Origin of the sequence: Kitasatospora sp. NPDC057940, assembly GCF_042887425.1 — a bacterium.
Lineage (GTDB): Bacteria > Actinomycetota > Actinomycetes > Streptomycetales > Streptomycetaceae > Kitasatospora.
In genome coordinates, this window is record NZ_JBHVPH010000004.1 from 425,123 (window position 1) to 448,952 (window position 23,830).

At 71.3% G+C, this 23,830-nt stretch carries 22 protein-coding genes and 2 riboswitches; of the genes, 9 read left to right on the forward strand and 13 right to left on the reverse strand.

What is annotated here, in order from left to right; all coding sequences use genetic code 11:
• Positions 1-79: 79 nt before the first annotated feature.
• From ACFVTF_RS10265 to ACFVTF_RS10285, 5 genes are all read right to left on the reverse strand, one after another.
• Entirely contained in the window at positions 80-1,126 is a 1,047-nt protein-coding gene (locus ACFVTF_RS10265) for an NlpC/P60 family protein (protein ID WP_387811607.1), read from the reverse strand.
• A gap of 227 nt (positions 1,127-1,353) precedes the next feature.
• A complete protein-coding gene (locus tag ACFVTF_RS10270; RefSeq protein ID WP_387811610.1) occupies positions 1,354-2,499 on the reverse strand; it encodes an NlpC/P60 family protein in 1,146 nt (381 codons plus the stop codon).
• Positions 2,500-2,509: 10 nt separating this feature from the next.
• Positions 2,510-2,659, reverse strand: a riboswitch (cyclic di-AMP (ydaO/yuaA leader).
• Between the two features lie 337 nt (positions 2,660-2,996).
• Positions 2,997-4,031: an NlpC/P60 family protein gene (locus ACFVTF_RS10275; RefSeq protein WP_387811613.1), complete on the reverse strand. Its 1,035-nt coding sequence runs from the start codon at positions 4,029-4,031 to the stop codon at positions 2,997-2,999.
• 200 nt (positions 4,032-4,231) lie between these two features.
• Positions 4,232-5,593: an NYN domain-containing protein gene (locus ACFVTF_RS10280; protein ID WP_387811707.1), complete on the reverse strand. Its 1,362-nt coding sequence runs from the start codon at positions 5,591-5,593 to the stop codon at positions 4,232-4,234.
• A gap of 288 nt (positions 5,594-5,881) precedes the next feature.
• Complete coding sequence (locus ACFVTF_RS10285) at positions 5,882-6,145, reverse strand: hypothetical protein (RefSeq protein ID WP_387811616.1); 264 nt, start codon at positions 6,143-6,145, stop codon at positions 5,882-5,884.
• Positions 6,146-6,346: 201 nt separating this feature from the next.
• Here ACFVTF_RS10285 and ACFVTF_RS10290 point away from each other — a divergent pair, with 201 nt between their 5' ends.
• Entirely contained in the window at positions 6,347-7,129 is a 783-nt protein-coding gene (locus ACFVTF_RS10290) for a rhomboid family intramembrane serine protease (RefSeq protein ID WP_387811619.1), read from the forward strand.
• Positions 7,130-7,170: 41 nt separating this feature from the next.
• Positions 7,171-7,452 carry an Lrp/AsnC ligand binding domain-containing protein gene (locus ACFVTF_RS10295; protein ID WP_387811622.1) on the forward strand — a complete coding sequence of 94 codons (282 nt, stop codon included), beginning with the start codon at positions 7,171-7,173 and terminating at the stop codon, positions 7,450-7,452.
• 28 nt (positions 7,453-7,480) lie between these two features.
• On the opposite strand, the gene ACFVTF_RS10300 is transcribed toward ACFVTF_RS10295, so the two are convergent.
• The 3 genes from ACFVTF_RS10300 to ACFVTF_RS10310 all read right to left on the reverse strand — a co-directional run bounded on the left by ACFVTF_RS10300 (position 7,481) and on the right by ACFVTF_RS10310 (position 10,815).
• On the reverse strand, positions 7,481-8,914 hold the full coding sequence (locus ACFVTF_RS10300) for an aminotransferase class V-fold PLP-dependent enzyme (protein ID WP_371516701.1): 1,434 nt from the start codon (positions 8,912-8,914) through the stop codon (positions 7,481-7,483).
• Positions 8,915-8,967: 53 nt separating this feature from the next.
• Positions 8,968-9,085: riboswitch (SAM riboswitch) on the reverse strand.
• Positions 9,086-9,192: 107 nt separating this feature from the next.
• Positions 9,193-10,269, reverse strand: coding sequence for an anthranilate phosphoribosyltransferase (gene trpD / locus ACFVTF_RS10305; RefSeq protein ID WP_363583004.1), 1,077 nt, complete (start codon positions 10,267-10,269; stop codon positions 9,193-9,195).
• Between the two features lie 120 nt (positions 10,270-10,389).
• The gene (locus ACFVTF_RS10310; protein ID WP_350886353.1) at positions 10,390-10,815 is read right to left on the reverse strand and encodes a hypothetical protein; all 426 of its coding nucleotides are present in this window, start codon (positions 10,813-10,815) and stop codon (positions 10,390-10,392) included.
• A gap of 394 nt (positions 10,816-11,209) precedes the next feature.
• Between ACFVTF_RS10310 and ACFVTF_RS10315 the strand changes: the two genes are divergently transcribed.
• The 5 genes from ACFVTF_RS10315 to ACFVTF_RS10335 all read left to right on the forward strand — a co-directional run bounded on the left by ACFVTF_RS10315 (position 11,210) and on the right by ACFVTF_RS10335 (position 16,015).
• Positions 11,210-11,830, forward strand: a complete 621-nt coding sequence (locus tag ACFVTF_RS10315) for a heme-copper oxidase subunit III (protein ID WP_063347284.1) — start codon at positions 11,210-11,212, stop codon at positions 11,828-11,830.
• Between the two features lie 187 nt (positions 11,831-12,017).
• On the forward strand, positions 12,018-12,827 hold the full coding sequence (locus ACFVTF_RS10320; RefSeq protein ID WP_063347285.1) for a c-type cytochrome: 810 nt from the start codon (positions 12,018-12,020) through the stop codon (positions 12,825-12,827).
• Positions 12,828-12,835: 8 nt separating this feature from the next.
• Positions 12,836-13,888: a Rieske 2Fe-2S domain-containing protein gene (locus ACFVTF_RS10325; RefSeq protein ID WP_371516703.1), complete on the forward strand. Its 1,053-nt coding sequence runs from the start codon at positions 12,836-12,838 to the stop codon at positions 13,886-13,888.
• Positions 13,885-15,537 carry a cytochrome bc complex cytochrome b subunit gene (locus ACFVTF_RS10330; RefSeq protein WP_371516704.1) on the forward strand — a complete coding sequence of 551 codons (1,653 nt, stop codon included), beginning with the start codon at positions 13,885-13,887 and terminating at the stop codon, positions 15,535-15,537. Before ACFVTF_RS10325 ends, ACFVTF_RS10330 begins: the two co-directional genes overlap by 4 nt.
• A gap of 106 nt (positions 15,538-15,643) precedes the next feature.
• Entirely contained in the window at positions 15,644-16,015 is a 372-nt protein-coding gene (locus ACFVTF_RS10335) for a GntR family transcriptional regulator (protein WP_063347288.1), read from the forward strand.
• A 19-nt stretch (positions 16,016-16,034) separates the two neighbouring features.
• On the opposite strand, the gene ACFVTF_RS10340 is transcribed toward ACFVTF_RS10335, so the two are convergent.
• From ACFVTF_RS10340 to coxB, 4 genes are all read right to left on the reverse strand, one after another.
• A complete protein-coding gene (locus ACFVTF_RS10340) occupies positions 16,035-17,297 on the reverse strand; it encodes an Ig-like domain-containing protein (protein ID WP_387811631.1) in 1,263 nt (420 codons plus the stop codon).
• Positions 17,298-17,477: 180 nt separating this feature from the next.
• Positions 17,478-17,894, reverse strand: a complete 417-nt coding sequence (locus ACFVTF_RS10345) for a cytochrome c oxidase subunit 4 (RefSeq protein WP_063347290.1) — start codon at positions 17,892-17,894, stop codon at positions 17,478-17,480.
• The gene (gene ctaD, locus ACFVTF_RS10350; protein ID WP_371516707.1) at positions 17,894-19,669 is read right to left on the reverse strand and encodes a cytochrome c oxidase subunit I; all 1,776 of its coding nucleotides are present in this window, start codon (positions 19,667-19,669) and stop codon (positions 17,894-17,896) included. Before ctaD ends, ACFVTF_RS10345 begins: the two co-directional genes overlap by 1 nt.
• A complete protein-coding gene (coxB, locus tag ACFVTF_RS10355; protein WP_387811635.1) occupies positions 19,666-20,520 on the reverse strand; it encodes a cytochrome c oxidase subunit II in 855 nt (284 codons plus the stop codon). The genes ctaD and coxB overlap by 4 nt, the downstream gene beginning before the upstream one ends.
• A gap of 368 nt (positions 20,521-20,888) precedes the next feature.
• On the opposite strand from coxB, the gene ACFVTF_RS10360 reads away from it, so the two are divergent.
• A complete protein-coding gene (locus ACFVTF_RS10360; RefSeq protein WP_387811638.1) occupies positions 20,889-22,289 on the forward strand; it encodes a cysteine desulfurase/sulfurtransferase TusA family protein in 1,401 nt (466 codons plus the stop codon).
• Here ACFVTF_RS10360 and ACFVTF_RS10365 read toward each other — a convergent pair.
• Positions 22,282-23,259, reverse strand: a complete 978-nt coding sequence (locus ACFVTF_RS10365) for a carbohydrate kinase family protein (protein ID WP_371516710.1) — start codon at positions 23,257-23,259, stop codon at positions 22,282-22,284. The genes ACFVTF_RS10360 and ACFVTF_RS10365 overlap by 8 nt on opposite strands.
• A 280-nt stretch (positions 23,260-23,539) precedes the next feature.
• On the opposite strand from ACFVTF_RS10365, the gene ACFVTF_RS10370 reads away from it, so the two are divergent.
• Entirely contained in the window at positions 23,540-23,749 is a 210-nt protein-coding gene (locus ACFVTF_RS10370) for a hypothetical protein (RefSeq protein ID WP_350886337.1), read from the forward strand.
• Positions 23,750-23,830 lie beyond the last annotated feature (81 nt).

Consider the following 23,830-nt stretch of genomic DNA (forward strand, 5'->3'; position numbering starts at 1 on the left):
AGCAGCGCACCGCGCCGGGACAGCGTCCGGCGGGCGCCGTCTGTCGGGTGGGGGGCGTCGGGGTCGGACGGTGCCGGGCTCAGAGCCGGACCACCCCCGTGACCGGCATCGCGTTGACGCTCTCGTAGCGGACCCTGGCGCCCGGGTAGGGGGCGTGCACGATCACCCCGCCGCCGGCGTACATCCCGACGTGGTGCATGTCCCGGTAGAAGATCACCAGGTCTCCCGGCCGCGCTTCGGAGAGGCTGACCCGCTGCCCGGCGTACGCCTGGGCCTGCGAGGTGCGCGGCAGGGTCACTCCGGCCTGCCGCCAGCTGTAGTACATCAGACCGGAGCAGTCGAAGGCGCGGGGCCCGGTGGATCCGTAGAGGTAGGGCGAGCCGATCATCCCCACCGCGGCGGCCAGCGCGGCCGCCCCGCGCTCGGAGGCGGGCGGGGCCGTGCCGAGGTCCAGCCGGTCGGTGCCCCGGGTGGCGCGCTGCTCGGCCTCCCGGGCGTCCTGGGCGGCCATCCGGGCCCGCTCGGCGACGCCCAGGCTGTTGAGCAGCCGCTGGGCCTTGGTGAGCCGCTGCTGGATCTGCTGCTTGCTGTCGGCGAGCGAGCGGCGGGCCTGGTCGAGTTCGGCGAGCTTGCCGGCGGTCTCGGTGCGGCGCTGGTCGAGCCGGCGCTGGCGGGTGGCCAGTTCGTGCAGGGTCTCCTGCTGCCGCTCGGCGGCCTGGTCGAGGGTGCGGGCCCGGGACAGGTAGCCCTCCGGGTCGGTGGAGAGCATCAGCTGGACGGTCTGGGCCATGCCGCCGCCGCGGTACTCGGCGCCGGCCACGGTGGCGAGGTCGCCGCGCAACTGGTTGAGCTGGTCCTGGGCGACGGCGATCTCGCCCTGGAGGACGGTCGTCTCGCCCTGGAGCCGCTGCTGCGCCTCCTGGGCGGCGTTGTACTTCTCGGACGCCTGCTCGGCCTCGCCGTAGAGCTGCTCCACCTGCGCCTTGACGTCCTTGCGGGTGGGCGCGTCCGGCGCGGCGGGGGCGGCCTGGGCGCTGCCGCCCGTCGTCACGCCCAGGGCGGTGGTGGCGGCCGCGGTCAGCACCAGCGCACGGGCGAACAGTTGGGAACGACGGTGCACGGGCATGGCGGCAACGGCTCCGATCCGGCGGTGGGGCCCCGCCGCCGCACCAACGCGGGCGGCCCTGGAAGCGGAGTCCGGTGGCAGACGTTAGCGAGTCCGGGCAACCGAGTCCAAACCCCCGCCAACCCGAATATTTGACCCTTAATCGGACACCGGTCCGAGTCGCCGGAAAAGCCGCAGGCCCGGCCTTCCGTGGTGGAAGGCCGGGCCTGGGAGGACCTGCGCTGGGATCAGACCCGCACGATGGAGGTCAGCGGCATGTTGCTGACGGCCTCGTAGCGGACCGACGCGCCCGGCTTCGGCGCGTGCAGCACCTGGCCGTTGCCCGCGTAGATGCCGACGTGGTGGGCGTCCCCGTAGAAGATCAGGAGGTCGCCGGGCTGGGCCTGGGAGAGGTCGCTCCCGATCCGGGTACCGGCGTGGGCCTGCTCCTGCGAGGTGCGCGGCAGCGAGACGTCGACCTGGTTGAACGCCCAGACCATCAGGCCCGAGCAGTCGAAGGAGCCGGGGCCGGAGGCGCCGTAGACGTACGGGCTGCCGATCTTGGAGGCGGCGATGGACAGCGCCGCGGCGCCGCGCGAGCTGCCGGCGCTCGGCTTGCTGACCGGCGCGGCGGGGGCCTGCGACGCGCTCAGGTCGTTGCGGTTGTTGTCCCGGGAGGAGCGGTCGGCGGCCTGCTGGGCCGCCTGCTGCTGCTGGGCGGCCTTGGCGGCGGCGTCGGCCTTCGCCTTGGCGTCGGCGGCGGCCTTCTCCTCGGCCGCGCGGATCGCCTGGCGCTCCTGCTCGGACAGGGTGTTGAAGAGGTCCTGCGCGGCCTTGAGCTTGCCCTGGACCTCGTCCTTGGCGCTCTTCAGCTGCTGGGTGGTGGTCTCCATCTCGGCGAGCTTGCCCTGGGCCTCGGAGCGCACCTGGTCGAGCTTGCGCTGCTCGTCCTGGAGCTGCTTGAGCTGGCCCTTCTGGGTGCCGCCGGCCTGGTTCAGCGTGTCGGCCTGGCTCAGGAAGGTGTCCGGGCTGGCGGAGAACATCAGCTGGACGGTCTGGGATATGCCGCCGTTGCGGTACTGCTCGCCGGCGATCTCGGCCAGGCCGCCCTGCAGGTCGGTCACCTGCCCCTGCTGCCGCGCCACCTGGTCCTGCAGGTCGGTGACCTGCTTCTGCAGCTGCTGCTGCTTCTCCTGGGCGGCGTTGAGCTTCTCGGTCGCGACCTCGGCCTGGTCGTTGAGCTGGTCGACCTGCTCCTTGACCTGGTCCTTGGTCGGCTGCGGGTCGGCGTGGGCGCCGGACTGCGCGGACAGCGCGACGGCCGCCGCGGCGAAGCCGGTCAGGATCGAGACCCGGGTGCGACTTGCGGGCTTGGGACGACGATGGGACGCCACGAAGGCGGACTCCTTCTTCCTACGCCGTCTACCGGGTGAGCTGACGGGTTCGGGCCGGAAGCGTGCCCTACGACGCCTCACGGCCGTTCCACCGGCCGACCTGGCGCCGATTCACCCCGGAGGAACGTGGTTCCCCGGCTCCGTTCGACAGCGCCCCCGACTGCTGGGCTCCCCGTCGGGCAGGCACTGGGCCCGCCCCGCTGCGTCACGAACTCGACGGAAACCACCGCCGCCACCCTGGCTGGGCGATCGGGAGTGCGGTGGTTCGGGGCACGACCCTAGTAACTGAACCGTGATCCGTTCAAATCCTTGTCAGAAAAAAGACGGAAGAAGACCAAAGTTCTTTTGTGAATATGACACATAGTGATCACCGCCGTACGTAAAGCTGATCACTCTTCATCGGGGAGTCATGCTGCGGACAAAACCCGAACGCCACCCCCGGTCCGAGGGTGGCGTGGATCACAGGCCCGGACGGGCCCTTCGGGCGTGTCGGGACGTCAGACCCGGCGGATCGTGTTGATCTGCATCGCGTCGACCTTCATCACCTTCACCACGTCACCGGTGTGCGGCGCGTGGACCACCATGCCGTTGCCGATGTACATCCCGACGTGGTGCCGGTCGGGGCCGTAGATGACCAGGTCGCCCGGCTGGGCCTGGTCCAGCGAGACCCTGGTGCCGACGTTGCCCTGCTCCTGCGAGGTGCGCGGCAGCGAGACGCCGGCCTGGCCGTACGCCCAGACCATCAGGCCCGAGCAGTCGAAGGTGGTCGAGCCGGTGGCGCCCCACACGTACGGCGAGCCCTGCTTGCTCATCGCCTTGGCGACGGCCACGCCCGCGTAGCCGCCGGCCTGCGGGAGGCTGCCGAGGTCGGCACGGTCGCTGCCGCGCGAGGCGCGGTCGTCCTGCTGCTGCTGGGCCCGCAGCGCGGCGCGGTCGGAGGCGCTGAGCGAGTTCAGCAGGTCCTGCGCGGCCTTCAGCTTCTGGTTGACGTCCGTCTTGGCCTGGTTCAGGTCCTTGGTGGTGGAGTCGAGCGAGGCCAGGACGGCGGCGGCCTCGGACTTCTCCTGGTCCAGCCGGCGCTGCTGGTCCAGCAGGCCCTTGAGCGCCTCGGACTCGCTGGCGCTGGCCTGCTGGGCGCTGGACGCCTTCTCCAGGTAGCCGGACGGGTCCGAGGAGAGCATCAGCTGGACGGACGGGTCGATGCCGCCGGTGCGGTACTGCTCGCCCGCCACGCCGGCCAGGCCGGTCTGCAGCTGGGTCATCTCGTCCTGGCTGCGGGCCACCTTGTCCTGCAGCTGGTCGGACTGCTTGCGGAGCTGGTCGGCCCGCTCCTTGGCGCCGTTGTACTTCTCCGCCGCCTGCTCCTGGTCCTGCTGGAGCTGGTCGATCTGCGCCTTGACGTCGCTCTTGCTCGGCTGGGGCGCGGCGTGCGCGGCGACCTGCGCGGAGAGGGCGACCGCGGTCGCCGCGGCAGCGGTGAGCACGGAGACCCGGGCGCGGCTCGGCTGCTTGGGACGGCGGTGCGAGGCCAAGGGAATTGCTCCTTCTTCCATCGGCCTCACCCAATCAGGTGAGAATCCGGAAAATAGGTTTGACGCCACACCCTAGGGAAGATCCACGGGTTTTGCCACTCCCCCGAAGGCGTGAACTCCACTTCCCCCGCGGGCTTCACCGGATGTGCACACCACCGCAAACCGGGCGCTGACCAGGCGTCATCCCGTCGCGGAAGCCGTCAGGGCCGCGCCAGCCGGTTCAGCAGCAGAACGGAAGCCACGGGGCGCGCGCCGGCCTTCCGCACGCCCTCCGCGACCTCCCGGTCGGTGGACACCACCACCACCGGACGGCCCTGCGGTTCGGCCCGCACCAGACGGCGGATCAGCTCGTCCGCGGTCTCGCCGGTCCGGCTGAACCGCACCCGCACCCCGCGCGGTGGCGCCATGATCACCGGAACGTCCAGGTCCTGCCCGTCGAACACGCAGGTGACCTCCGCCTGCGTGCGCTGGGCCAGCATCGCCAGCCCGCCCAGCAGCCGGATCCGCTGCTGCTCCAGCGGCAGCGTCGGATAGCCCGTCTTGGTCACGTTGTAGCCGTCCACCACCAGGTGCACCTGCGGGATCGCCAGCAGCTGGTCCAGCAGCGCCGGATCGTCGTCGGCCAGACCGCGCCGGGCCACGTCGTGCGGCGAGGCCGCACCCGGCACCACCGCCTCCACCAGGTCCCCCGGCCGGATCTGGGAGACCGGCAGCGCCAGCTCCCGCTGGAGCCCCTGAGCCGACTGCAGCACCGTGTCCAGCAGCAGCCGCAGCCGCATGTCCTCGACGCTGCGGCCCTCGCGGGCCGACCGGCGGCCCTGCTCGGCCGCCGTCTCCAGCTCGCCGACCCGGTGCCGCAGCCGCCGCGCCTCGGACTCCGCGGCGCCGCGCTCGGTGGCCGCCTGCGCCCTCGCGGCCTCCAGCTCGGCGGTCAGCCGCCTGGTCTCGGCCTGCGCCCGGCGGGTGTCGCTCTCCAGCGAGCGCACCTTCTTCCGCAGCGACTCGGCCTCCCGGCGGACGTCCTCGGACTCCGCGCGCTGCCGATCCAGGTCCGCCCGGGCGGCGGACCGCAGCTCGGCGAGCTCCGCCTGCAACTTCTCCACCAACCGGGTGGCCTCGGCGGCCGCGCCCTCGGCGCCGGCCCGCTCGGCCTCCTCCCCGGCCTCGGCCACCAGCCGGCTCCAGCCGGCCGACCGCACCAGGTAGGCAGCGGCCGCGACGTCCATCGGATCGGCGGCGCCCGGGACGCTGCCCGACTCCAACGCCTTCACCAGATCCGGCTGGCCCAGCCTCAGCCGCTCCGCTATCCGCACCCGGAACGCCGGCTCCGACTCCAGCGCCGCGGCCAGCGCCGTGGCCGCGTACTTGGCCCGTCGGGCCGGGGTGAACTTGACGTACTGGCGCAGGCTCTGCGGCAGCTCGCCGGGCGGCAGCCCGCCGAGCGCGTCCGAGGCCAGGCCGACCACGCGCCGGCGCACGCCCTCGGGCAGCGGCCGGTCCAGCTTCTCGGCAGCACGCTCCGGCGCCACCTCGCCGGTACCCGCCGCCCCGCCGGAGCCCACCGATTCACCGGGCCCCGCCGACTCACCGGAACCTGCCGCCCCGCCGACGGCCGCGGGCTCGGACGGGGCCGGATCGGCGGCCTGCGCCTGCACGGCCGCAGCGGGCTGAAGCCCCTGCGCTTCGGCGGGCTCCCTCGCTGCGTCCACCACGTCCTCGGCTCCGATCCTGGTCCTACGGGGTCACGGCCCGCGGCCGCCGCCCTGTCGTCACGCTCCGTGCGTCCTGTCTGTATTGTCCCAGCGCGGCGGGCAGGCGCGCCGCGCACCCGCCCCCCGCGCCGTCGGGCGTCAGCCCTGCTCGGCGGAGGCCTCCGCGCCCTCGGCGCCCGGACGGGCCACCAGCTCGACCTGGTCCACGGCGTTGCACCAGCGGCAGCGCACCGACTCGATCGTCTCGCTCAGCACCTCGGTCTCCTCGACCTTGGAGTCGCCGGCCAGGTCGAAGTGCAGGAACTCGGTGACCCGCGCGGTGCGGGTCACGTCGAAGCGGGTGAGGTTTCCGCACAGGGTGCAGCGCCAGCGCGTCTCGGCGGTCAGGGCGGGGACGGTCATCGGGGGTCCTCTCGGGTGGTCCCTGGGTGGGCCAGGCGCTCCCCCCGGAGCCCCGGCGTCGGCGGCGGGAGGCGGGAATGCCCGCCCCAAGCCTATTGCCTGGGGCAACCATCCCGGCCACCGGTCAGGAGAACGAGCGGGCTAGTCCACCTGCCGTACAAGGCCGTGTCACACGCCCGACACGGAGGGATGCTTGGCCGCATGGCACTGACGGCCCCCGGGCACACCGACGCGCGGGGCGAGCACCCGTCCGTGCCCGCCCCGGCGGTCACCTACGCCCTGATCGCGCTCAACACCCTGGTGTTCCTGCTGGGCCCGGCCGCCGGGCTCAACCCGCTGTACGGCACCGGCCAGTCCCGGCTCTGCGCGGAGCAGCGGTACGAGCAGCGCTGGGGCGTCATCCCCGCCGAGGTGCTGGCCGGCCGCCCGCTGACCGCCGAGCAGCTGGCCCAGGCCCCCGACCCGGCCCCGGGCTGCCCGGCCGCGCCCACCCCGGGCAAGCACCCGGCGCTGTCCGTCCTCACCGGGCTCTTCGTGCACGCCGGCTGGCTGCACCTGCTGGGCAACCTGCTCTTCCTCCACGTCTTCGGCCCCACCGTCGAACAGCGGCTGGGCCGGGCCCGGTTCGCCGTCTTCTACCTGGCCGCCGGCAGCCTGGCCACGTACGGGTTCGCCCTCGCCGAGGCGCACTCCCCGGGCTCCACCCTGGTGCTGATCGGCGCCTCCGGCGCGATCTCCGCCGTCCTCGGCGCCTACCTGCGCTTCCATCCGCGCGCCCGGGTGACGACGCTCGTCCCGCTGCTGCTGTTCCTGCCGCTGCGCTTCCCGGCCTGGCTGGTGCTCGGCCTCTGGTTCGCCCTGCAGTGGTGGTCGGTCCACTCGGCCGGGCCCGGGGTGGCCTATCTGGTCCACGTGATCGGCTTCTCGGCGGGCTTCCTCCACGCCTGCACGGCGGTCAGCCACCCCCCGAGACGACCCGGCTGACGCCCGATACGCTGGCGGCACCCCACAAAGGAGCCCGAACAGTGATCACCGCCATCGTCCTGATCAAGACCAGTGTCGACCGCATCCCGGAGATCGCCGAGGCCATCGCGGCCATCGAGGGCGTCAGCGAGGTGTACTCGGTGACCGGTGGCTACGACCTGGTGGCGATGGTCCGGGTGCGCCGGCACGACGATCTGGCCACGGTCATCCCGGGCCGGCTGAACAAGGTCCCGGGCGTGGCCCACACCGAGACCCAGATCGCCTTCCGCACCTACTCCCAGCACGACCTTGAGGCCGCCTTCGCCCTCGGCCTGGACGAGTAGGCCCCTTCGGCCCCGCCGACCGGGCCCCTCAGCCCTGCTGACGCCCCCGGTCGACCTGCACGGTGGCGACGCAGCGCCCGCCCTCGTTGCGGTAGTCCCACGCGGCACCGTCCGTGACCAGCTCGCGCACGGCGGTCAGGAAGCGGTCGACGTGCTCGTCCGGGGTACCGGCCCCGAAGCTCACCCGGATCGCGTTCAGGCTGCGCTCGCCGGGCAGCGACGGCTCGGGCGCCCCGCACTCGGAGGGGGAGACCTCCTCGTCCCCCAGCAGGGTGCGCAGCAGCGGGTGCGCGCAGAACAGGCCGTCGCGGACCCCGATGCCGTACTCGGCGGACAGCGCGGCCGAGAAGTGCGAGCTGTTCCAGCCCTGGACGACGAAGGACAGCACACCCACCCGGGCCGCCTCGGCACCGAACAGGTTCAGCACCTTGACCTGCGGGATCTCCGCCAGCCCGGCGGTCAGCCGGGCGATCAGCTGCCGCTCCCGGGCCTCCAGCGCGTCGAAGCCCGCCTCGCTCAGCGCCCGGCAGGCCGAGGCGATCGCGTAGGCGCCGATGACGTTCGGCGAGCCGGCCTCGTGCCGGGCCGGGCCGGAGTGCCACTGGACGGCCACCGAGCCGTCGCTCTCCCGGGCCACCGTCCGGGTCGCCCCGCCGCCGGCCAGGTAGGGGTCGGCCGCGTCCAGCCAGTCCGCCCGGCCGGCCAGCACGCCGGCGCCGAAGGGCGCGTAGATCTTGTGGCCGGAGAAGGCGATCCAGTCGACGTCCAGCTCGCGCACCGAGACCCGGTGGTGCGGGGCCAGCTGGGCGGCGTCCAGCACCACCCGGGCGCCGTGCCGGTGCGCCGTCCCGGTCAGCTCGGCGACCGGCCACAGCTCGCCGGTCACGTTGGAGGCGCCGGTGACGCAGAGCAGCTTGGGGCCCTCGGGCGCCTCGGCGAGCGCGGCGTCCAGGGCGGCGACCGCCTCGGCGTGCGAGCGCGGCGCGCGCAGGTAGTGGACGTCGAGCCCGGCGTGCGCCCAGGGCAGCAGCGAGGCGTGGTGCTCGGTCTCGAAGGCGAACACCCGGGTCCCGGCCGGGACGGCCGAGGCGAGCAGGTTCAGCGAGTCGGTGGTGGCCCGGGTGAAGACCACCTGGTCGCCCTCGCGCAGGTCGAGGAACTCGGCGACGGTGCGGCGGCTCTGCTCGAACAGGTCGGTGGACAGCTGGGAGAGGTACCCGGCGCCGCGGTGCACGCTGCCGTAGTAGGGGGCGTAGGCGGAGACGTCGTCCCAGACCCGCTGGAGCGCCGGGGAGCTGGCCGCGTAGTCGAGGGCCGCGTACCCGACCTTCTCGCCGCTGGCGAGCGGGACCTGCACGTCGTGGCCGAGGACGGCGAGGGGGGCGCAGAGTTCAACACGAGGCTGCCGCGCGGAGCGCGTCGAGACAAGGGTGGCGGCGGGCGACGGGTGGGAGACGGACATGAGGATGCACTCCTTCTGGGGGTCTGGGACCCCGGGAGTGCTAAGTCGTCGGGTGTCCGCGCTTGCCGCACGGACGATTTGCCGAGCGACCCGGTCCTCACCCAGGGCACCCCGCCACGGACGGAGGGTTGCCGGACAGCAAGCTGGGGCTTGGCGCTGTCACTCATGACCTGGCCCAGACTCTAGGTCGCGCCCAGCGAGTGGTCAAACGGGCATCCACCATCCGGACAGCCGAGGAGCCCGCGCCGGCGTTCCGGCACGGGCTCCCAAGTACCGCCTCACACCCGGCTGGTGGCCTCCGACCAACGCCGCAGCAGTTCCTGCGCCGCGCCCGAGTCGATGGCCCGCTCCGCCCGCGCCATGCCGGCCGCGAGCTGTTCGGTGAGCGGCGCCTCGCCCAGGTCGAGCGCGACCAGCGCCGCCGCCGTGTTCATCAGGACGGCGTCCCGCACGGCCCCGCGCTCGCCGGCCAGCAGCCGCCGCGCGACCTCGGCGTTGTACGAGGGGTCCGCCCCGCGCAGCGCCTCGATGCCGACCAGCTCGACGCCGACGTCCCGCGGGTCGAAGGCGGTCTCGGTGACGGTCCCGTCCCGCACGATCCACACCTGCGAGGTGGTGGTGATGGTCAGCTCGTCCAGGCCGTCGTCGCCCCGGAAGACCAGGCCGGTCGAGCCGCGCCGGGCGAGCACGCCGGCGATCAGTCCGGCGAGCCGGGTGTCGAAGCAGCCGATCGCGTGCGAGGTGACCTTGGCCGGGTTGGTCAGCGGGCCGAGGATGTTGAACGCGGTCGGCACCCCGAGGTCGCGCCGGGCCGTGGCGGCGTGCCGCATCGACGGGTGGAACTTGGCCGCGAAGCAGAAGGTCAGCCCGACCTCCTCGGCGATCTCGGCGACCCGCCGGGCCGACAGGTCGAGGCGGACGCCGAGCTTCTCCAGCACGTCCGAGGAGCCGCTGGCCGAGGAGGAGGCCCGGTTGCCGTGCTTGACCACCTTGGCGCCGGCCGCGGCCGCGACGATCGCCGACATGGTGGAGATGTTGACGGTCTTGGCCCGGTCGCCGCCGGTGCCGACGATGTCCACGGCCGGGCCGGGGATGTCCAGCGGCTCGGCGTGCGCGTACATCGCGTCCACCAGGCCGGTGATCTCGTCGACCGTCTCGCCCTTGGCCCGCAGCGCCACCATGAACCCGGCCACCTGGACGGGGGACGCCTCGCCGCTCATGATCCGGTCCATCGCCCACGCGGTGGCCGAGCGGTCGAGGTCCTCCCCCTTCAACAGCGCCGCCAGGACGTCCGGCCAGGTGCGGACCACCTGCGCGGGTGCGGTACCACCGTTCGCAGGGTTCACGTTCACCATGGCTGACTCCAGCTGTTGTCGGGTTCCCCGCGTCGGGGGGACGTCCGTACGGATGGAGTCAGCCTATCGACCGGCGGGGTCCCCGCGGCGGCCTCTTCTCTGGTCCTGAGACGGCACCGCTCAGCGGCTGACGGGCGCCCGCTTGGCCAGCCGCGCCCGCAGCAGGGTGGCGACCGCCTCGGCCAGCGCCACCGGGTCCACCGGGCGGGAGATCGCGGCGTCGGCCCGGCTCCAGGCGGCCAGCCAGGAGTCCTGCGGCCGGCCGATCAGCACCAGCACCGGCGGGCAGCCGTAGATCTCGTCCTTGAGCTGGCGGCCGAGCCCGAGCCCGCCGGCCGGCACCGCCTCGCCGTCCAGGATGCAGAGGTCCACGCCGCCCTTCTCCAGTGCCTTCAGCACCGCGGGGGTGGTCGCGCACTCCAGGTAGGAAAGTTCCGGAAGGTCCTCGACGGGCCGGCGGCCGAGTGCCGTCAGCACCTGCTCGCGGGTGTTGCGGTCATCGCTGTAGACGAGGACGGTGAGCGTCTCGTCGGTCGTGTACGCCATGGGCCCTGCTCCCTCAAGTGTGATCCGGACCACGTTCGCCTGATCCGGATGCTACTCCCGATCACCCGTCGCCGAGTCCCTTCGCGGACCTTCCTCCTCAAGCCGCCGCGCCCGCGACTCACCCGCCCGGAGGACGGCCCGTCACCCGGACCCGTCCAGACCACCCGTACGGCCGATAAGGGGCCCGCGCATTACCCCCGGAGGCTCCGCCATGCGTGCAACGACGCGCTGGGCAACGGGGTCGCGGGCCCCTTCGAGGAACCGTCAGAAAAGGGACACGCCGCTGCTCAGCCGCCATTGGGACCCCCCACCGCCCTCCAGGGGGGCATACCGCACGCACCGGACACTCCGAGGGACACCCCCCGGCGTGAAGACGGAATAAGGGACCGACATAATGTCCGTCGTGGCGACAGCAACAGCAGTAGAAACCGGGCACGCGCACGGATCGGTCAACCGGCCGAACATGGTCAGCGTCGGAACGATCGTCTGGCTCAGTTCCGAGTTGATGTTCTTCGCGGCCCTCTTCGCGATGTACTTCACGCTCCGCTCCGTCAAGGGAGCCGAGTTCTGGACCGAGAAGGCGCACGCCCTCAACGTGCCCTTCTCCTCGGTCAACACCACGATCCTGGTGCTCTCCTCGCTGACCTGCCAGCTCGGCGTGTTCGCTGCCGAGCGCGGGGACGTGAAGAAGCTCCGCTCGTGGTTCGTCATCACCTTCGTGATGGGCGCGATCTTCATCGGCGGCCAGATCTTCGAGTACACCGAGCTGGTCAAGAAGGACGGCCTCTCGCTGTCCTCCGACCCGTACGGCACGGTGTTCTACCTGACCACCGGCTTCCACGGTCTGCACGTGACGGGTGGTCTGATCGCCTTCCTGCTGGTCCTGGGACGGACGTACGCAGCCAAGCGCTTCACGCACGAGCAGGCCACCGCCGCGATCGTCGTGTCGTACTACTGGCACTTCGTCGACGTCGTGTGGATCGGCCTGTTCGCGACCATCTACCTGATCAAGTAACCAGCTGATCAGGTCGCTGGCCACCGGCTTCGGTCCCCGCCCTCACCGGCGTCGGGCCGATTCTGCCGGTGGCGACGCTCCCACCGACCGACCGCGCGCGCAGCCCTAGACAGGCAGCCTCGTGCCGGCCAGACCGGCCGCCGGGTGCACCCACCAGTCGACCAGATCCTGACACCGGGGTTATTCCGTGAAAAAGCTCTCCGCACGACGGCGCCACCCATTGGCGGCGCTGGTCGTCCTACTTCTCGCCCTGGCGGCAACCGGGGGGCTGTACGCCGCGTTCGCGCCCGCCGACAAGGCGCAGGCCGACGTCGCCGCGCAGTCGCTCGCGATCGATGAGGGCAAGAAGCTCTTCGCCGTGGGCTGCTCCTCGTGCCACGGCCTGAACGGCCAGGGCAGCAGTGACGGTCCGAGCCTGGTCGGCGTCGGCTCCGCCTCCGTCGACTTCCAGGTCGGTACCGGCCGCATGCCGGCCCAGCAGCCCGGCGCCCAGGTGCCGCGCAAGAAGAACATCTACTCGCAGGCGGAGATCGACCAGCTCGCCGCCTTCGTCGCCTCGCTCGGCCCCGGCCCGGTGACGCCGACCCCGGAGCAGTACACCTCGACCAACCCGGATGACATCTCCAAGGGTGGCGAGCTGTTCCGCACCAACTGCGCCCAGTGCCACAACTTCGCCGGCCAGGGCGGTGCCCTGACCAAGGGCAAGTACGCCCCGTCGCTGGAGGGCGTGGACGCCAAGCACATCTACGAGGCCATGCAGACCGGCCCGCAGAACATGCCGTCGTTCCCGGACACCACCATGCCCGAGGAGCAGAAGAAGCAGATCGTGGCCTTCGTCCGCCACACCACCTCCGATGAGCCCAACCCCGGTGGTCTCACGCTCGGCAGCCTCGGTCCGGTGACCGAGGGTCTGTTCGGCTGGATCTTCGGTCTCGGCACGCTCATCGCGGTCGCGATCTGGGTCGCCGCCCACACCACCAAGGCCAAGAAGTCATGAGCCACGACATGTCAGAAGACAAGCTTCCGGAGTCACACGGCTCCGCCGGTGACGTCGCCGCGCACGGCGACCCGTTCGCCGACCCGGGCCTTCCGGCCCACGAGCCCCGCCGCACCGACATCGACGAGCGGGCCGCCAAGCGGGCCGAGCGTCAGGTCTCGCTGATGTTCGTGGTCTCGATGCTCGCCACCATCGGCTTCATCGCCTCGTACGTGGCCATCGACCCGGACAAGATCGTCTACATCTTCCCGCTCGGTCACGTCAGCGCGCTGAACTTCGCGCTCGGCCTGACCCTGGGCGTCGCGCTGTTCATGATCGGCGCGGGTGCGGTCCACTGGGCCCGCACGCTGATGTCGGACGTCGAGCTGCCGGCCGAGCGCCACCCGATCGAGGCTGACGACGAGGTCCGCGCGGACGTCATCGAGCAGTTCAAGACCGGTGCCGCCGAGTCCGGCTTCGGCCGCCGCAAGATGATCCGCAACACCCTCATCGGCTCCATGGCGCTGGTCCCGCTCTCCGGCGTGGTCCTGCTCCGCGACCTCGGGCCGCTGCCCGAGAAGAAGCTGAAGGAGACGGGCTGGAACGAGGCGACCCCGGCCCAGCCGCTGCAGCTCATCAACATGAGCACCAACCTGCCGATGAAGGCCGAGGACATCGTCATCGGCTCGCTGACCTTCGCCATGCCCGAGGGTCTGCACGTCCACGACGAGGACTTCCAGCAGGCGATCGCCAAGGACGCCCTGATGCTGGTGCGCATCGCGCCGGACGACATCAAGGACGACCGGTCGCGGGAGAAGGGCTTCGAGGGCATCCTCGCCTACTCCAAGATCTGCACCCACGTCGGCTGCCCGATCAGCCTGTACGAGCAGCAGACCCACCACGCGCTCTGCCCCTGCCACCAGTCGACCTTCGACCTGGCGGACGGCGCGCGCGTGATCTTCGGCCCGGCCGGCCACCCGCTGCCGCAGCTGAAGATCATCACTGACGAGAAGGGCTACCTGGTCGCCACCGGCGACTTCGACGAGCCCGTCGGCCCGAGCTACTGGGAGCGTGCTCGATGAGTACGAGCAGCACCACCGGTGCCGCCAAGCCCGCCAGCACGCGCGCCAAGCCCGCCAACAAGTGGGAGGCCGCTGCTGACTGGACGGACGGCCGGGTGGGGATCTACTCCCTCGCCAAGGCCAACCTGCGCAAGATCTTCCCGGACCACTGGTCCTTCATGCTCGGCGAGATCTGCCTCTACACGTTCGTCATCATCATCCTGACCGGTGTCTACCTGACGCTGTTCTTCAAGCCGTCGATGGCCGAGGTCGTCTACAACGGCTCGTACGTGCCGCTCAAGGGCATCGGGATGTCCGAGGCGTACGCCTCGACGGTGGACATCAGCTTCGAGGTCCGCGGCGGTCTGCTGATCCGGCAGATCCACCACTGGGCCGCCCTGGTCTTCGTGGCCGCGATGCTCGTGCACATGATGCGCGTGTTCTTCACCGGCGCGTTCCGCAAGCCGCGTGAGATCAACTGGGTCTTCGGCTTCCTGCTGCTGATCCTGGGCATGTTCGACGGCTTCTTCGGCTACTCGCTGCCGGACGACCTGCTGTCGGGTACCGGTATCCGGTTCATGGAAGGCGCGATCCTCGCCGTCCCGCTGGTCGGCACCTACATCCAGATGTTCCTGTTCGGGGGCGAGTTCCCCGGCCACGACATCGTGCCGCGCTTCTTCACGATCCACGTGCTGCTGATCCCGGGCATCATGCTCGGCCTGCTGGTGGCGCACCTGATCCTGGTCTTCTACCACAAGCACACCCAGTGGGCGGGCCCGGGCAAGACCGAGAAGAACGTCGTCGGCATGCCGCTGATGCCGGTCTACATGGCCAAGGCCGGTGGCTTCTTCTTCCTGGTGTTCGGCCTGATCGCCGCCATCTCGGCGATCGCCACGATCAACCCGATCTGGGCGTACGGCCCGTACCGCCCGGACCAGGTCTCCACCGACGCCCAGCCCGACTGGTACATGGGCTTCTCCGAAGGCCTGATCCGCGTCATGCCGGGCTGGGAGGTCGGCCTGTGGGGCCACACCCTGAACCTGGGTGTCTTCATCCCGCTGATGATCTTCCCGCTGGTCCTGGTCTCGATCGCGGTCTACCCGTTCATCGAGGGCTGGATCACCGGCGACAAGCGCGAGCACCACATCCTGGACCGCCCGCGCAACGCGCCCGTCCGCACCGCGCTCGGCGCCGCCTGGATCAGCCTGTACCTGGTGCTGCTGGTCGGTGGTGGCAACGACCTGTTCGCCACCCACCTGCACCTGTCGATCAACTCGATCACCTACTTCGTCCGCGTCGGCTTCTTCGCGGTGCCGGTCATCACCTTCATCGTCACCAAGCGCTGGTGCCTCGGCCTCCAGCGCCGGGACAAGGAGAAGGTGCTGCACGGCCGCGAGACGGGCGTCATCAAGCGCCTGCCGCACGGCGAGTTCGTCGAGGTGCACGCCCAGCTGCCGCAGAAGGACCTGTACAAGCTCACCGCGCACGAGCAGGTGCAGCCGGTCGAGCTGCCGGCCCAGACGGACGAGAACGGCGTGGCCGCCAAGGCCGGCCTGCTCGGCCGCACCCGGGCCAAGCTGTCCCGCGGCTTCTACGGCGGCGGCGCGCAGATCCCCAAGCCGACCTCCGAGGAGCACCACGAGATCACCAGCGGCCACGGCCACCACTGATCCCGTACGCCCCGCAGCGTCACACCCGAGGGCCGCTGACCAGAGTTCTTCTGGTCGGCGGCCCTCGGGCTTTCCCGTCCCCCGTCCGCACCCTCCAGGAGCTCCCGTGCAGCTGTCCGTCGACCCCGCCGCCGCCACTCCCCCGTACGAGCAGATCCGGGCCCAGATCGCCGAGCGGGCCCGTTCCGGCGAACTGCCGACCGGGCTGCGGCTGCCCACCGTCCGGGCCCTGGCCGAGGAGCTGGGGCTGGCCGCCGGGACGGTCGCCCGGGCGTACCGGGAGCTGGAGGCGGACGGCGTGGTGGAGACCCACGGCCGGCGCGGCACGCTGATCGCGGCCACCGGCGACACCGCGCACCGGCTGGCCGCCGCAGCCGCCGCCGAGTACGCCGAGCGGGCGACCCGGCTCGGGCTCCCGCGGGCGGACGCGCTGGCCGCCGTGGACGCCGCCCTGCGGCTTGCCTACCAGGAGGCCTGAGAAGGCCCTCCAGGGGCCCTCAGACCTCCGGGCGGATCATCCCCGAGGCGTGGGCCTGGGAGGCCGGTGCGGTGGTGCTGACGGGCTGTCCGAGGGCGCTGTGCTTGACCCAGTCCGTCCAGGAGATGTTCCAGTCCCCGAAGCCGTTGCCGAACGGCTCCATGGTGGCGCCGCGGCTGTTCACCACCGTCACCAGGTCCCCCACCCTGGTGTTCTGGAAGAACCACTTGGCGTTCTCGGTGCTCATGCCGGTACAGCCGTGGCTGACGTTCTCCAGGCCCTGCGAGCGGACCGACCAGGGCGCCGCGTGGACGTACTCGCCGCTCCAGGTGACGCGGGTGGCCCACTCCACGTCGAGGTCGTAGAACTCCGAGCTCCCGACCTTTATCCCGATCGTCTCGCCGTTCATCCGGACGGACCGCTCCTGGCCGAGCACCACCTTGACGCCGTTGCGGGTGTCGAAGCCGGGCTTGCCGGTGGTCACCGGGATGCTCCGCACCAGCTCGCCGTCACGGCTGAGGGTGAGCTGGTGGGCGGCCGCGTCGACCAGCGTCTCGACCCGGGCGCCGATCCGCAGGCCCAGCGTGCTGCGGTCGCCGCCGTAGAGGCCGTCCTCGATCCGGACGCCGGTGCCGTCGAAGGACAGCGAGACGGTCGTCCCGGCCGGCCAGTACTCCTGCGGGCGGAAGTGCAGTTCCTTGTCGCCCACCCAGTACCAGGCGCCGGTGACGGCGGGCTGGGAGCTGACGGTCAGGACGCGCTCGACCTCCTGGCGGGCCTGCGGGTCCTGCACGGCCTCGGAGAGCTGCACGGTGAGCGGCTGGCCGACGCCGTAGATGCCGCTGCCGGAGGAGTCCGGGCCCAGCTTGGCGGTGAGCAGGCGCTGGGCGGCGAGGGTGCTGAAGTCCGCGGTGGTGTCGCCGCGGCCGCCCTTGCCGTCGTCGGCGGCGATCCGCACCGAGTAGTCGGCGTCGGCCTTCAGCCGGCCGGTGGTCTGCCAGCTGTGCTGGTCCTCGGCGAGCTGACCGGCCACCACCCGGCCGTCCGGGCCGGTCACGGTGACGTCGGTGAGCCGGCTGCCGGGCACGGACGTCACCGTGACCGGCTTGGAGGGGTCGACCTTGCCCCCGCCCTCGGCCGAGAGGTGGACGAGCGCGGCCGCGTCGATCCGGTGGGGGCCGACCGCCTCGCCGCCGCCGGACGAGCAGGCGGCCAGCGGGGCCAGTACTGCGAGGGTCAGCGAGATGCCGCCGATACCTGCGATTCCGCGCCTGTCGGCCATGAAACGCCTCCGAGGGTCCGCACGATTGCTCAGATCGTAGGAACGAGGCTGGCCTGAGCGACATCGGAGCGACCCCGTGTTCACCCGGGTGAGTGGTTTCGTCACCCTGGAGACGCAACGGGGCCGGTCCTCCCCGTGCGGGGAGGACCGGCCCTGTCGTCGTCGGCGGAACCCGGGAACCTACTGGTTCTGGTTCTCGCCCCGGTAGAACTCGAAGACCCAGCCGAAGAGGCCGATCAGGATGATCGGGATCGACCAGAACAGCAGCCACCAGCCGAAGATCACTCCGAGGAACGCCAGCGAACCGCCGATCGCCAGGGAGAGCGGCTGCCAGCTGTGCGGGGCGAAGAAGCCCAGCTCGCCGGCGTCGTCCGCCACCTCGGCCTCGGGGTTGTCACCCGCGCCGCTGTCCACCCGGCGGGCGGTGAAGGCGAGGTAGTACCCGATGAAGGCGCAGAGCGCGAAGGCGAGGAACAGCGCCGTGGTGCCGGCCGCCTCGATCCCGTGCTCCGAGTGGTTGGTCCACAGGCCGTAGGTGACGGCCATCGCGAGGACGAAGACGGCCAGGCCGAGGAAGATCTTTCCCTGTTCCTTCATCAGACGTCGCCCTCCTTCTTGCCCTTTTCCAGCTTCGGGGCGTCGTACTTCGCCGGGGTCACGCCGGCGAGGTGCTTGGCCGGCTCACCGTGGTTCTCCAGGTAGTCCAGCGCGGCGATCTCCGGGTGGTGGAGGTCGAAGGCCGGGGATTCGGAGCGGATCCGGGGCAGGGTGAGGAAGTTGTGCCGCGGCGGCGGGCAGGAGGTCGCCCACTCCAGCGAACGGCCGTAGCCCCACGGGTCGTCGACCTCGACCTTCTCGCCATACTTGGCCGTCTTCCACACGTTGTAGAGGAACGGCAGCATCGAGGCGCCGAGCACGAACGAGCCGATGGTCGAGACGGTGTTCAGCGTGGTGAAGCCGTCCGAGGCCAGGTAGTCGGCGTAGCGGCGGGGCATGCCCTCCGCGCCGAGCCAGTGCTGGACCAGGAAGGTGGTGTGGAAGCCGAAGAACAGCGTCCAGAAGGTGATCTTGCCGAGGCGCTCGTCCAGCATCTTGCCGGTCATCTTCGGCCACCAGAAGTGGAAGCCGGCGAACATCGCGAAGACGACGGTGCCGAAGACCACGTAGTGGAAGTGGGCGACGACGAAGTACGAGTCCGAGACGTGGAAGTCGATCGGCGGGGAGGCCAGCAGCACACCGGTCAGACCACCGAACAGGAAGGTGACCAGGAAGCCGACCGTCCAGAGCATCGGCGTCTCGAAGCTCAGCGAGCCCTTCCACATGGTGCCGACCCAGTTGAAGAACTTCACACCGGTCGGGACCGCGATCAGGAAGGTCATGAAGGAGAAGAACGGCAGCAGCACCTGCCCGGTGACGTACATGTGGTGCGCCCACACCGTCACGGACAGACCGGCGATCGCGATGGTGGCCGCGATCAGGCCGGAGTAGCCGAACATCGGCTTGCGGCTGAAGACCGGGATGATCTCCGACACGATGCCGAAGAACGGCAGCGCGATGATGTACACCTCGGGGTGGCCGAAGAACCAGAACAGGTGTTGCCACAGCATCGCCCCGCCGTTGGCGGGATCGAATACGTGGGCCCCGAATTTACGGTCCGCCTCCAGGGCGAACAGCGCGGCGGCCAGGACCGGGAAGGCCAGCAGGACCAGCACGGCGGTCAGCAGGACGTTCCAGACGAAGATCGACATCCGGAACATCGTCATGCCGGGCGCGCGCATGCAGATGATCGTGGTGATGAAGTTGACCGCACCGAGGATCGTGCCGAAGCCGGAGAAGGCCAGACCCATGATCCACATGTCGGCGCCGACGCCCGGCGAACGGACCGCGTCCGACAGCGGGGAGTAGGCGAACCAGCCGAAGTTGGCCGCGCCGTTCGGGGTCAGGAAGCCCGCCACCGCGATGGTCGAACCGAAGAGGTACAGCCAGTACGCGAACATGTTCAGACGCGGGAACGCCACGTCCGGGGCGCCGATCTGGAGCGGCATGATCCAGTTCGCGAAGCCGGCGAACAGCGGCGTCGCGAACATCAGCAGCATGATCGTGCCGTGCATCGTGAACGCCTGGTTGAACTGCTCGTTCGACAGGATCTGGGTCCCGGGACGAGCCAGCTCGGCGCGCATGACCAGCGCGAGGATGCCGCCGATCAGGAAGAAGGCGAACGACGTGCCCAGGTACAGGGTGCCGATCGTCTTGTGGTCGGTGGTGGTCAGCCACTTGATGATGGTCGAACCCGGCTTGCGGGTCCGCTGCGCCCCGACCGTGACGGCCCCGGCGCCCCCGCCGGCCGCGGCGGGCTCGTTGAGGATGGTCACTTCTCTTCACTTCCCATGGTCGTGATGCCGGAGGGCAACGCGCCGGTCTGGCCCTTGGCCCGGAGGTCCGCCAGGTGCTTGTCGTAGTCGGCGCGGTCGACGACCTTGACGTTGAACAGCATGCGCGAGTGGTCGACGCCACAGAGCTCCGCGCACTTGCCCATGTACTCGCCCTTGACGGTGGGGGTGACCTCGAACCTGTTCACCACGCCCGGCACGACGTCCATCTTCATCATGAAGTTGACGGGCCAGAAGTCGTGGATGACGTCACGCGAGGTCAGCCGGAACTGCACCGACTCGTTGACCGGCAGCCAGAGGGTCGGAACCTCCTTGGGCGTACCGACCTCGTACGCGGCGTCCTTGTTGGCCGGGTCGGGGTTCTCGGTGTTCTCGTAGTTGAACGCCCAGCTCCACTGGAAGCCGACCACGTTGACCGTGTGCTGCGGCTTCTCGGAGACGGCGATCAGCTTCGACTCGTCGCGGGCGACGAAGTAGAAGAGCACCGACACGATGATGATGGGGACCGCGGTGTAGAGCGCCTCGATGGGCACGTTGTACCGGGTCTGCGGGGGGACCTCCACGCCGGTGCGGCTGCGCCGGTGGAAGATCACGCTCCAGATGATCAGACCCCACATCAGTACGCCGACCACCAGAGCCGCGATCCAGGAGCCCTGCCACATCTGGAGGACCATCGGCCCTTCCTTGGTGACGGGGCTCGGGAGGCCAAGCCTGGGGAGGTCGTTGGCCGAGCAGCCGGTGGCGGTCGCGATGACGAGGCCCAGTGCCAGCGCCTGAGGCAGCTTCCGCCGCATCGTGCGCCGCGGCGAGCGGTCGGAGCCGTTGGGACTCACGTAGCGCCTTCCCGAAGTCTCGCCCGCCTTCGCGTCGCCCCGCGGAGGATTGTGAGCCTCCCCGGCGACCCGTCCACGGGCACGGTTTGAATGCTTATGCGGGCCAAACCCTACTCCAGCCTTATGCGCTCCTGACGGGCAGCCCCCGGTAACGCGCCGCCCGGTCGCCCGATCAGGCCCGGCAGGGGCTGCGCCGCAGGTCATCGTAGGCATTCGAGGTCCTTACGCCCGATCGGGGGATGACCTCGAACTACGCGGGTGACGGTCCGTCGGACGCGGACGAAGCGGACATTCGGGGTGATCGACTGACGGCCGGTAAGCGACGTCGTCGGACCGGAACGGCTCCGGGTGTGTCGTTAAATGTGACCGTGTACTTCGATGCGGCCTCGACGGCCCCGCTGCACCCCGTCGCACGACAGGCGCTGACCGCCGCCCTGGACGAGGGCTGGGCCGATCCGGCCCGGCTGTACCGCTCCGGCCGGCAGGCCCGGATGCTGCTGGACGCCGCCCGCGAGACGGTGGCCGAGGCCCTGGGCGCCCGGGCGGACGAGATCGCCTTCACCGCGAGCGGGACGCAGGCGGTGCAACTCGGCATGCTGGGCGCGCTGGCCGGCCACCGGCGGCGCGGCGGCCACCTGGTGCACTCGGCGGTCGAGCACTCCAGCGTGCTGCACGTCGCCGAGCGTCAGGAGGCGGGCGGCGGCACCGTCTCGGTGGCGCCGGTGGACCGCGGCGGCCGGGTCGACCCGGACGTGTTCGCCGCGCTGCTGCGCGCGGACACCGCGCTGGCCGTCCTGCAGAGCGCCAACCACGAGGTGGGGACGGTCCAGCCGGTCGGCGAGGTCGCCGGACACTGCCGCGAGGCCGGTGTCCCGCTGCTGGTCGACGCGGCGCAGAGCGTCGGGCGGATGGACGTCCCGGCCGGCTGGTCGCTGCTGACCGCCAGCGCGCACAAGTGGGGCGGGCCGCCCGGCGTCGGGGTGCTGGCCGTGCGCAAGGGCGTCCGGTACGCCTCGCCGCTGCCGGCCGACGAACGCGAGGGCGGGCGGGTGCCCGGCTACGTCAACGTCCCGGCGATCGTCGCCGCGGCCGCCTCGCTGCGGGCCGTCCGGGCCGAGGCCGCGCGGGAGAACGCCCGGCTGCACGCGCTGGTGGAGCGCATCCGGGCCCGGGTGCCGCAGCTGGTGCCCGAGGTGGAGGTGGTCGGCGACCCGGTGCGGCGGCTGCCGCACATCGTCACCTTCTCCTGCCTGTACGTGGACGGCGAGGTGCTGCTCACCGAACTGGACCGGGCGGGCTTCGCGGTCTCCTCCGGCTCCTCCTGCACCTCCTCCACCCTGACGCCGAGCCATGTGCTGGCCGCGATGGGGGTGCTCACCGAGGGGAACGTCCGGGTCTCGCTGCCGCCCGGGACGGCCGAGGCCGACGTCGAACGCTTCCTCACCGTGCTGCCGGAGCTGGTCGCGGGCGTCCGGGCGCCGCTCGGGCTGGACCTGCCGGCCCCGGAGCCGGAGCCGGCGGCCGGGCCCCTGCTGGTGATCGACGCGCTGGGCAAGCGCTGCCCGCTGCCGGTCATCGAGCTGGCGAAGCGGATCGGCGAGGTGCCGGAGGGCGGCACGGTCGCCGTGCTCGCGGACGACGAGGCCGCCCGGCTGGACATCCCGGCCTGGTGCGGGATGCGCGGTCAGGAGTACGCGGGCGAGGCCCCGGCCGCCGACTACGGCGGCGACCGGGGCTCGGCCTACCTCGTCGTCCGGCGGACTACTTGACCAGGTGCGCGCGGATGTCCGCGGCGGCCTCGGCGCCGTAGGCGTCCTCGAAGCGCTTCAGGAAGGCGGTCGGGCGCAGCTCGTACTCCTGGGTGCCGACGGTCTCGATCACCAGGGTGGCGAGCATGCAGCCGAGCTGGGCGGCGCGCTCCAGGTCGAGCTGCCAGGACAGGCCGGCCAGGAAGCCGGCCCGGAAGGCGTCGCCGACGCCGGTCGGGTCGACCTTCGCCTCCTCGGCGGCGCAGCCGACCAGGATCGCCGCCTCGCCCTTGCGCTCGATCCGCACGCCCTTGCTGCCCAGGGTGGTGATCCGGGTACCGACCCGGGTGAGGATCTCCTCGGCGTCCCAGCCGGTCTTGCTCTCGATCAGCGCGGCCTCGTACTCGTTGGTGAAGAGGTACGCGGCGCCGTCGACGATCTCGCGGATGTCGTCGCCGTCCAGGCGGGCCAGCTGCTGGGAGGGGTCGGCGGCGAAGGCGAAGCCGCGGGTGCGGCACTCCTGGGTGTGGCGGACCATGCCCTGCGGGTCGTCGGCGCCGATCAGGACGAGGTCGAGGCCACCGACGCGGTCGGCGATCGGCTTGAGCTCGATGTTGCGGGCCTCCGCCATGGCGCCGGTGTAGAACGAGGCGATCTGGTTGTGGTCCTCGTCCGTGGTGCACATGAAGCGGGCGGTGTGCCGGGTCTCGGAGATGTGGACGGAGTTGCAGTCCACGTTGTTGCGCTCCAGCCAGCTGCGGTACTCGGCGAAGTCCGCGCCGGCCGCGCCGACCAGGATCGGGCGCAGCCCGAGCACGCCCATGCCGAACGCGATGTTCGGCGCGACTCCGCCGCGGCGGATGTCCAGGGTGTCGACCAGGAAGGACAGCGACACGGTGTGCAGCTGCTCGGCGACGAGCTGGTCGGCGAACCGACCGGGGAACGTCATCAGGTGGTCGGTGGCGATCGAGCCGGCGACGGCGATACGCACGGGAGGTCTCCTCAGGATGGCTGCGGGGCCAACGGGCAAGCACGGGTGAACCCACACACGGTACCGGGCTGGGGGCGGGCGGCAGCAAGACCGCCGCAATCCGCCGGCCCGCAGTGCCATCGTGGCACCCGTCACCGTCGAACGTGTACTACCTCCGGGTAGCACTGGTGGGTGGGCCGAACCCCGGCCTAGGGTCGGCAGCAGGGGCCCCGCCGAGCCGGGCGGGCCCCGTCGTCGACCGTGGCAGTGCGGCCACGGCCATGGATCGGAGCGATGCCCGATGATGCCCAGCCACGCCCCGCTGCCCGCCCTGCGGACCGAAGCCGACGGCGAGAGCCTCGACGCGCTGGTGAGTTCGTCCCGGCGGCTGCGCCGGTTCTGGCCGCTGCTGGCGACCGGTCCCGAGCCGGCCGCGCCCGCCCGGGAGGGGTTCCGGGTGCCGTCCGACGCGCAGCGGCTGGTCGCCGGGATGGCCGAGTACGGCATGTGACCCGGCGCCCGCCCCGGCCCGGGGCTGGTGGAACCGAAGTGGAACCGGATCCGACCGGGTCACGTCACATCCGCGCGGAGC

Bases quoted from the DNA above. Each gene is read 5' to 3' on its own strand.
- trpD (WP_363583004.1), bottom strand. From the start codon at position 10,269: ATGGTGAACGTGAACCCTGCGAACGGTGGTACCGCACCCGCGCAGGTG.
- ACFVTF_RS10330 (WP_371516704.1), top strand. From the start codon at position 13,885: ATGAGTACGAGCAGCACCACCGGTGCCGCCAAGCCCGCCAGCACGCGC.
- ACFVTF_RS10340 (WP_387811631.1), bottom strand. From the start codon at position 17,297: ATGGCCGACAGGCGCGGAATCGCAGGTATCGGCGGCATCTCGCTGACC.
- ACFVTF_RS10265 (WP_387811607.1), bottom strand. From the start codon at position 1,126: ATGCCCGTGCACCGTCGTTCCCAACTGTTCGCCCGTGCGCTGGTGCTG.
- ACFVTF_RS10290 (WP_387811619.1), top strand. From the start codon at position 6,347: ATGGCACTGACGGCCCCCGGGCACACCGACGCGCGGGGCGAGCACCCG.
- ACFVTF_RS10310 (WP_350886353.1), bottom strand. From the start codon at position 10,815: ATGGCGTACACGACCGACGAGACGCTCACCGTCCTCGTCTACAGCGAT.
- ACFVTF_RS10325 (WP_371516703.1), top strand. From the start codon at position 12,836: ATGTCAGAAGACAAGCTTCCGGAGTCACACGGCTCCGCCGGTGACGTC.
- ACFVTF_RS10285 (WP_387811616.1), bottom strand. From the start codon at position 6,145: ATGACCGTCCCCGCCCTGACCGCCGAGACGCGCTGGCGCTGCACCCTG.
- ACFVTF_RS10300 (WP_371516701.1), bottom strand. From the start codon at position 8,914: ATGTCCGTCTCCCACCCGTCGCCCGCCGCCACCCTTGTCTCGACGCGC.
- ACFVTF_RS10345 (WP_063347290.1), bottom strand. From the start codon at position 17,894: ATGAAGGAACAGGGAAAGATCTTCCTCGGCCTGGCCGTCTTCGTCCTC.
- ACFVTF_RS10315 (WP_063347284.1), top strand. From the start codon at position 11,210: ATGTCCGTCGTGGCGACAGCAACAGCAGTAGAAACCGGGCACGCGCAC.
- ACFVTF_RS10370 (WP_350886337.1), top strand. From the start codon at position 23,540: ATGATGCCCAGCCACGCCCCGCTGCCCGCCCTGCGGACCGAAGCCGAC.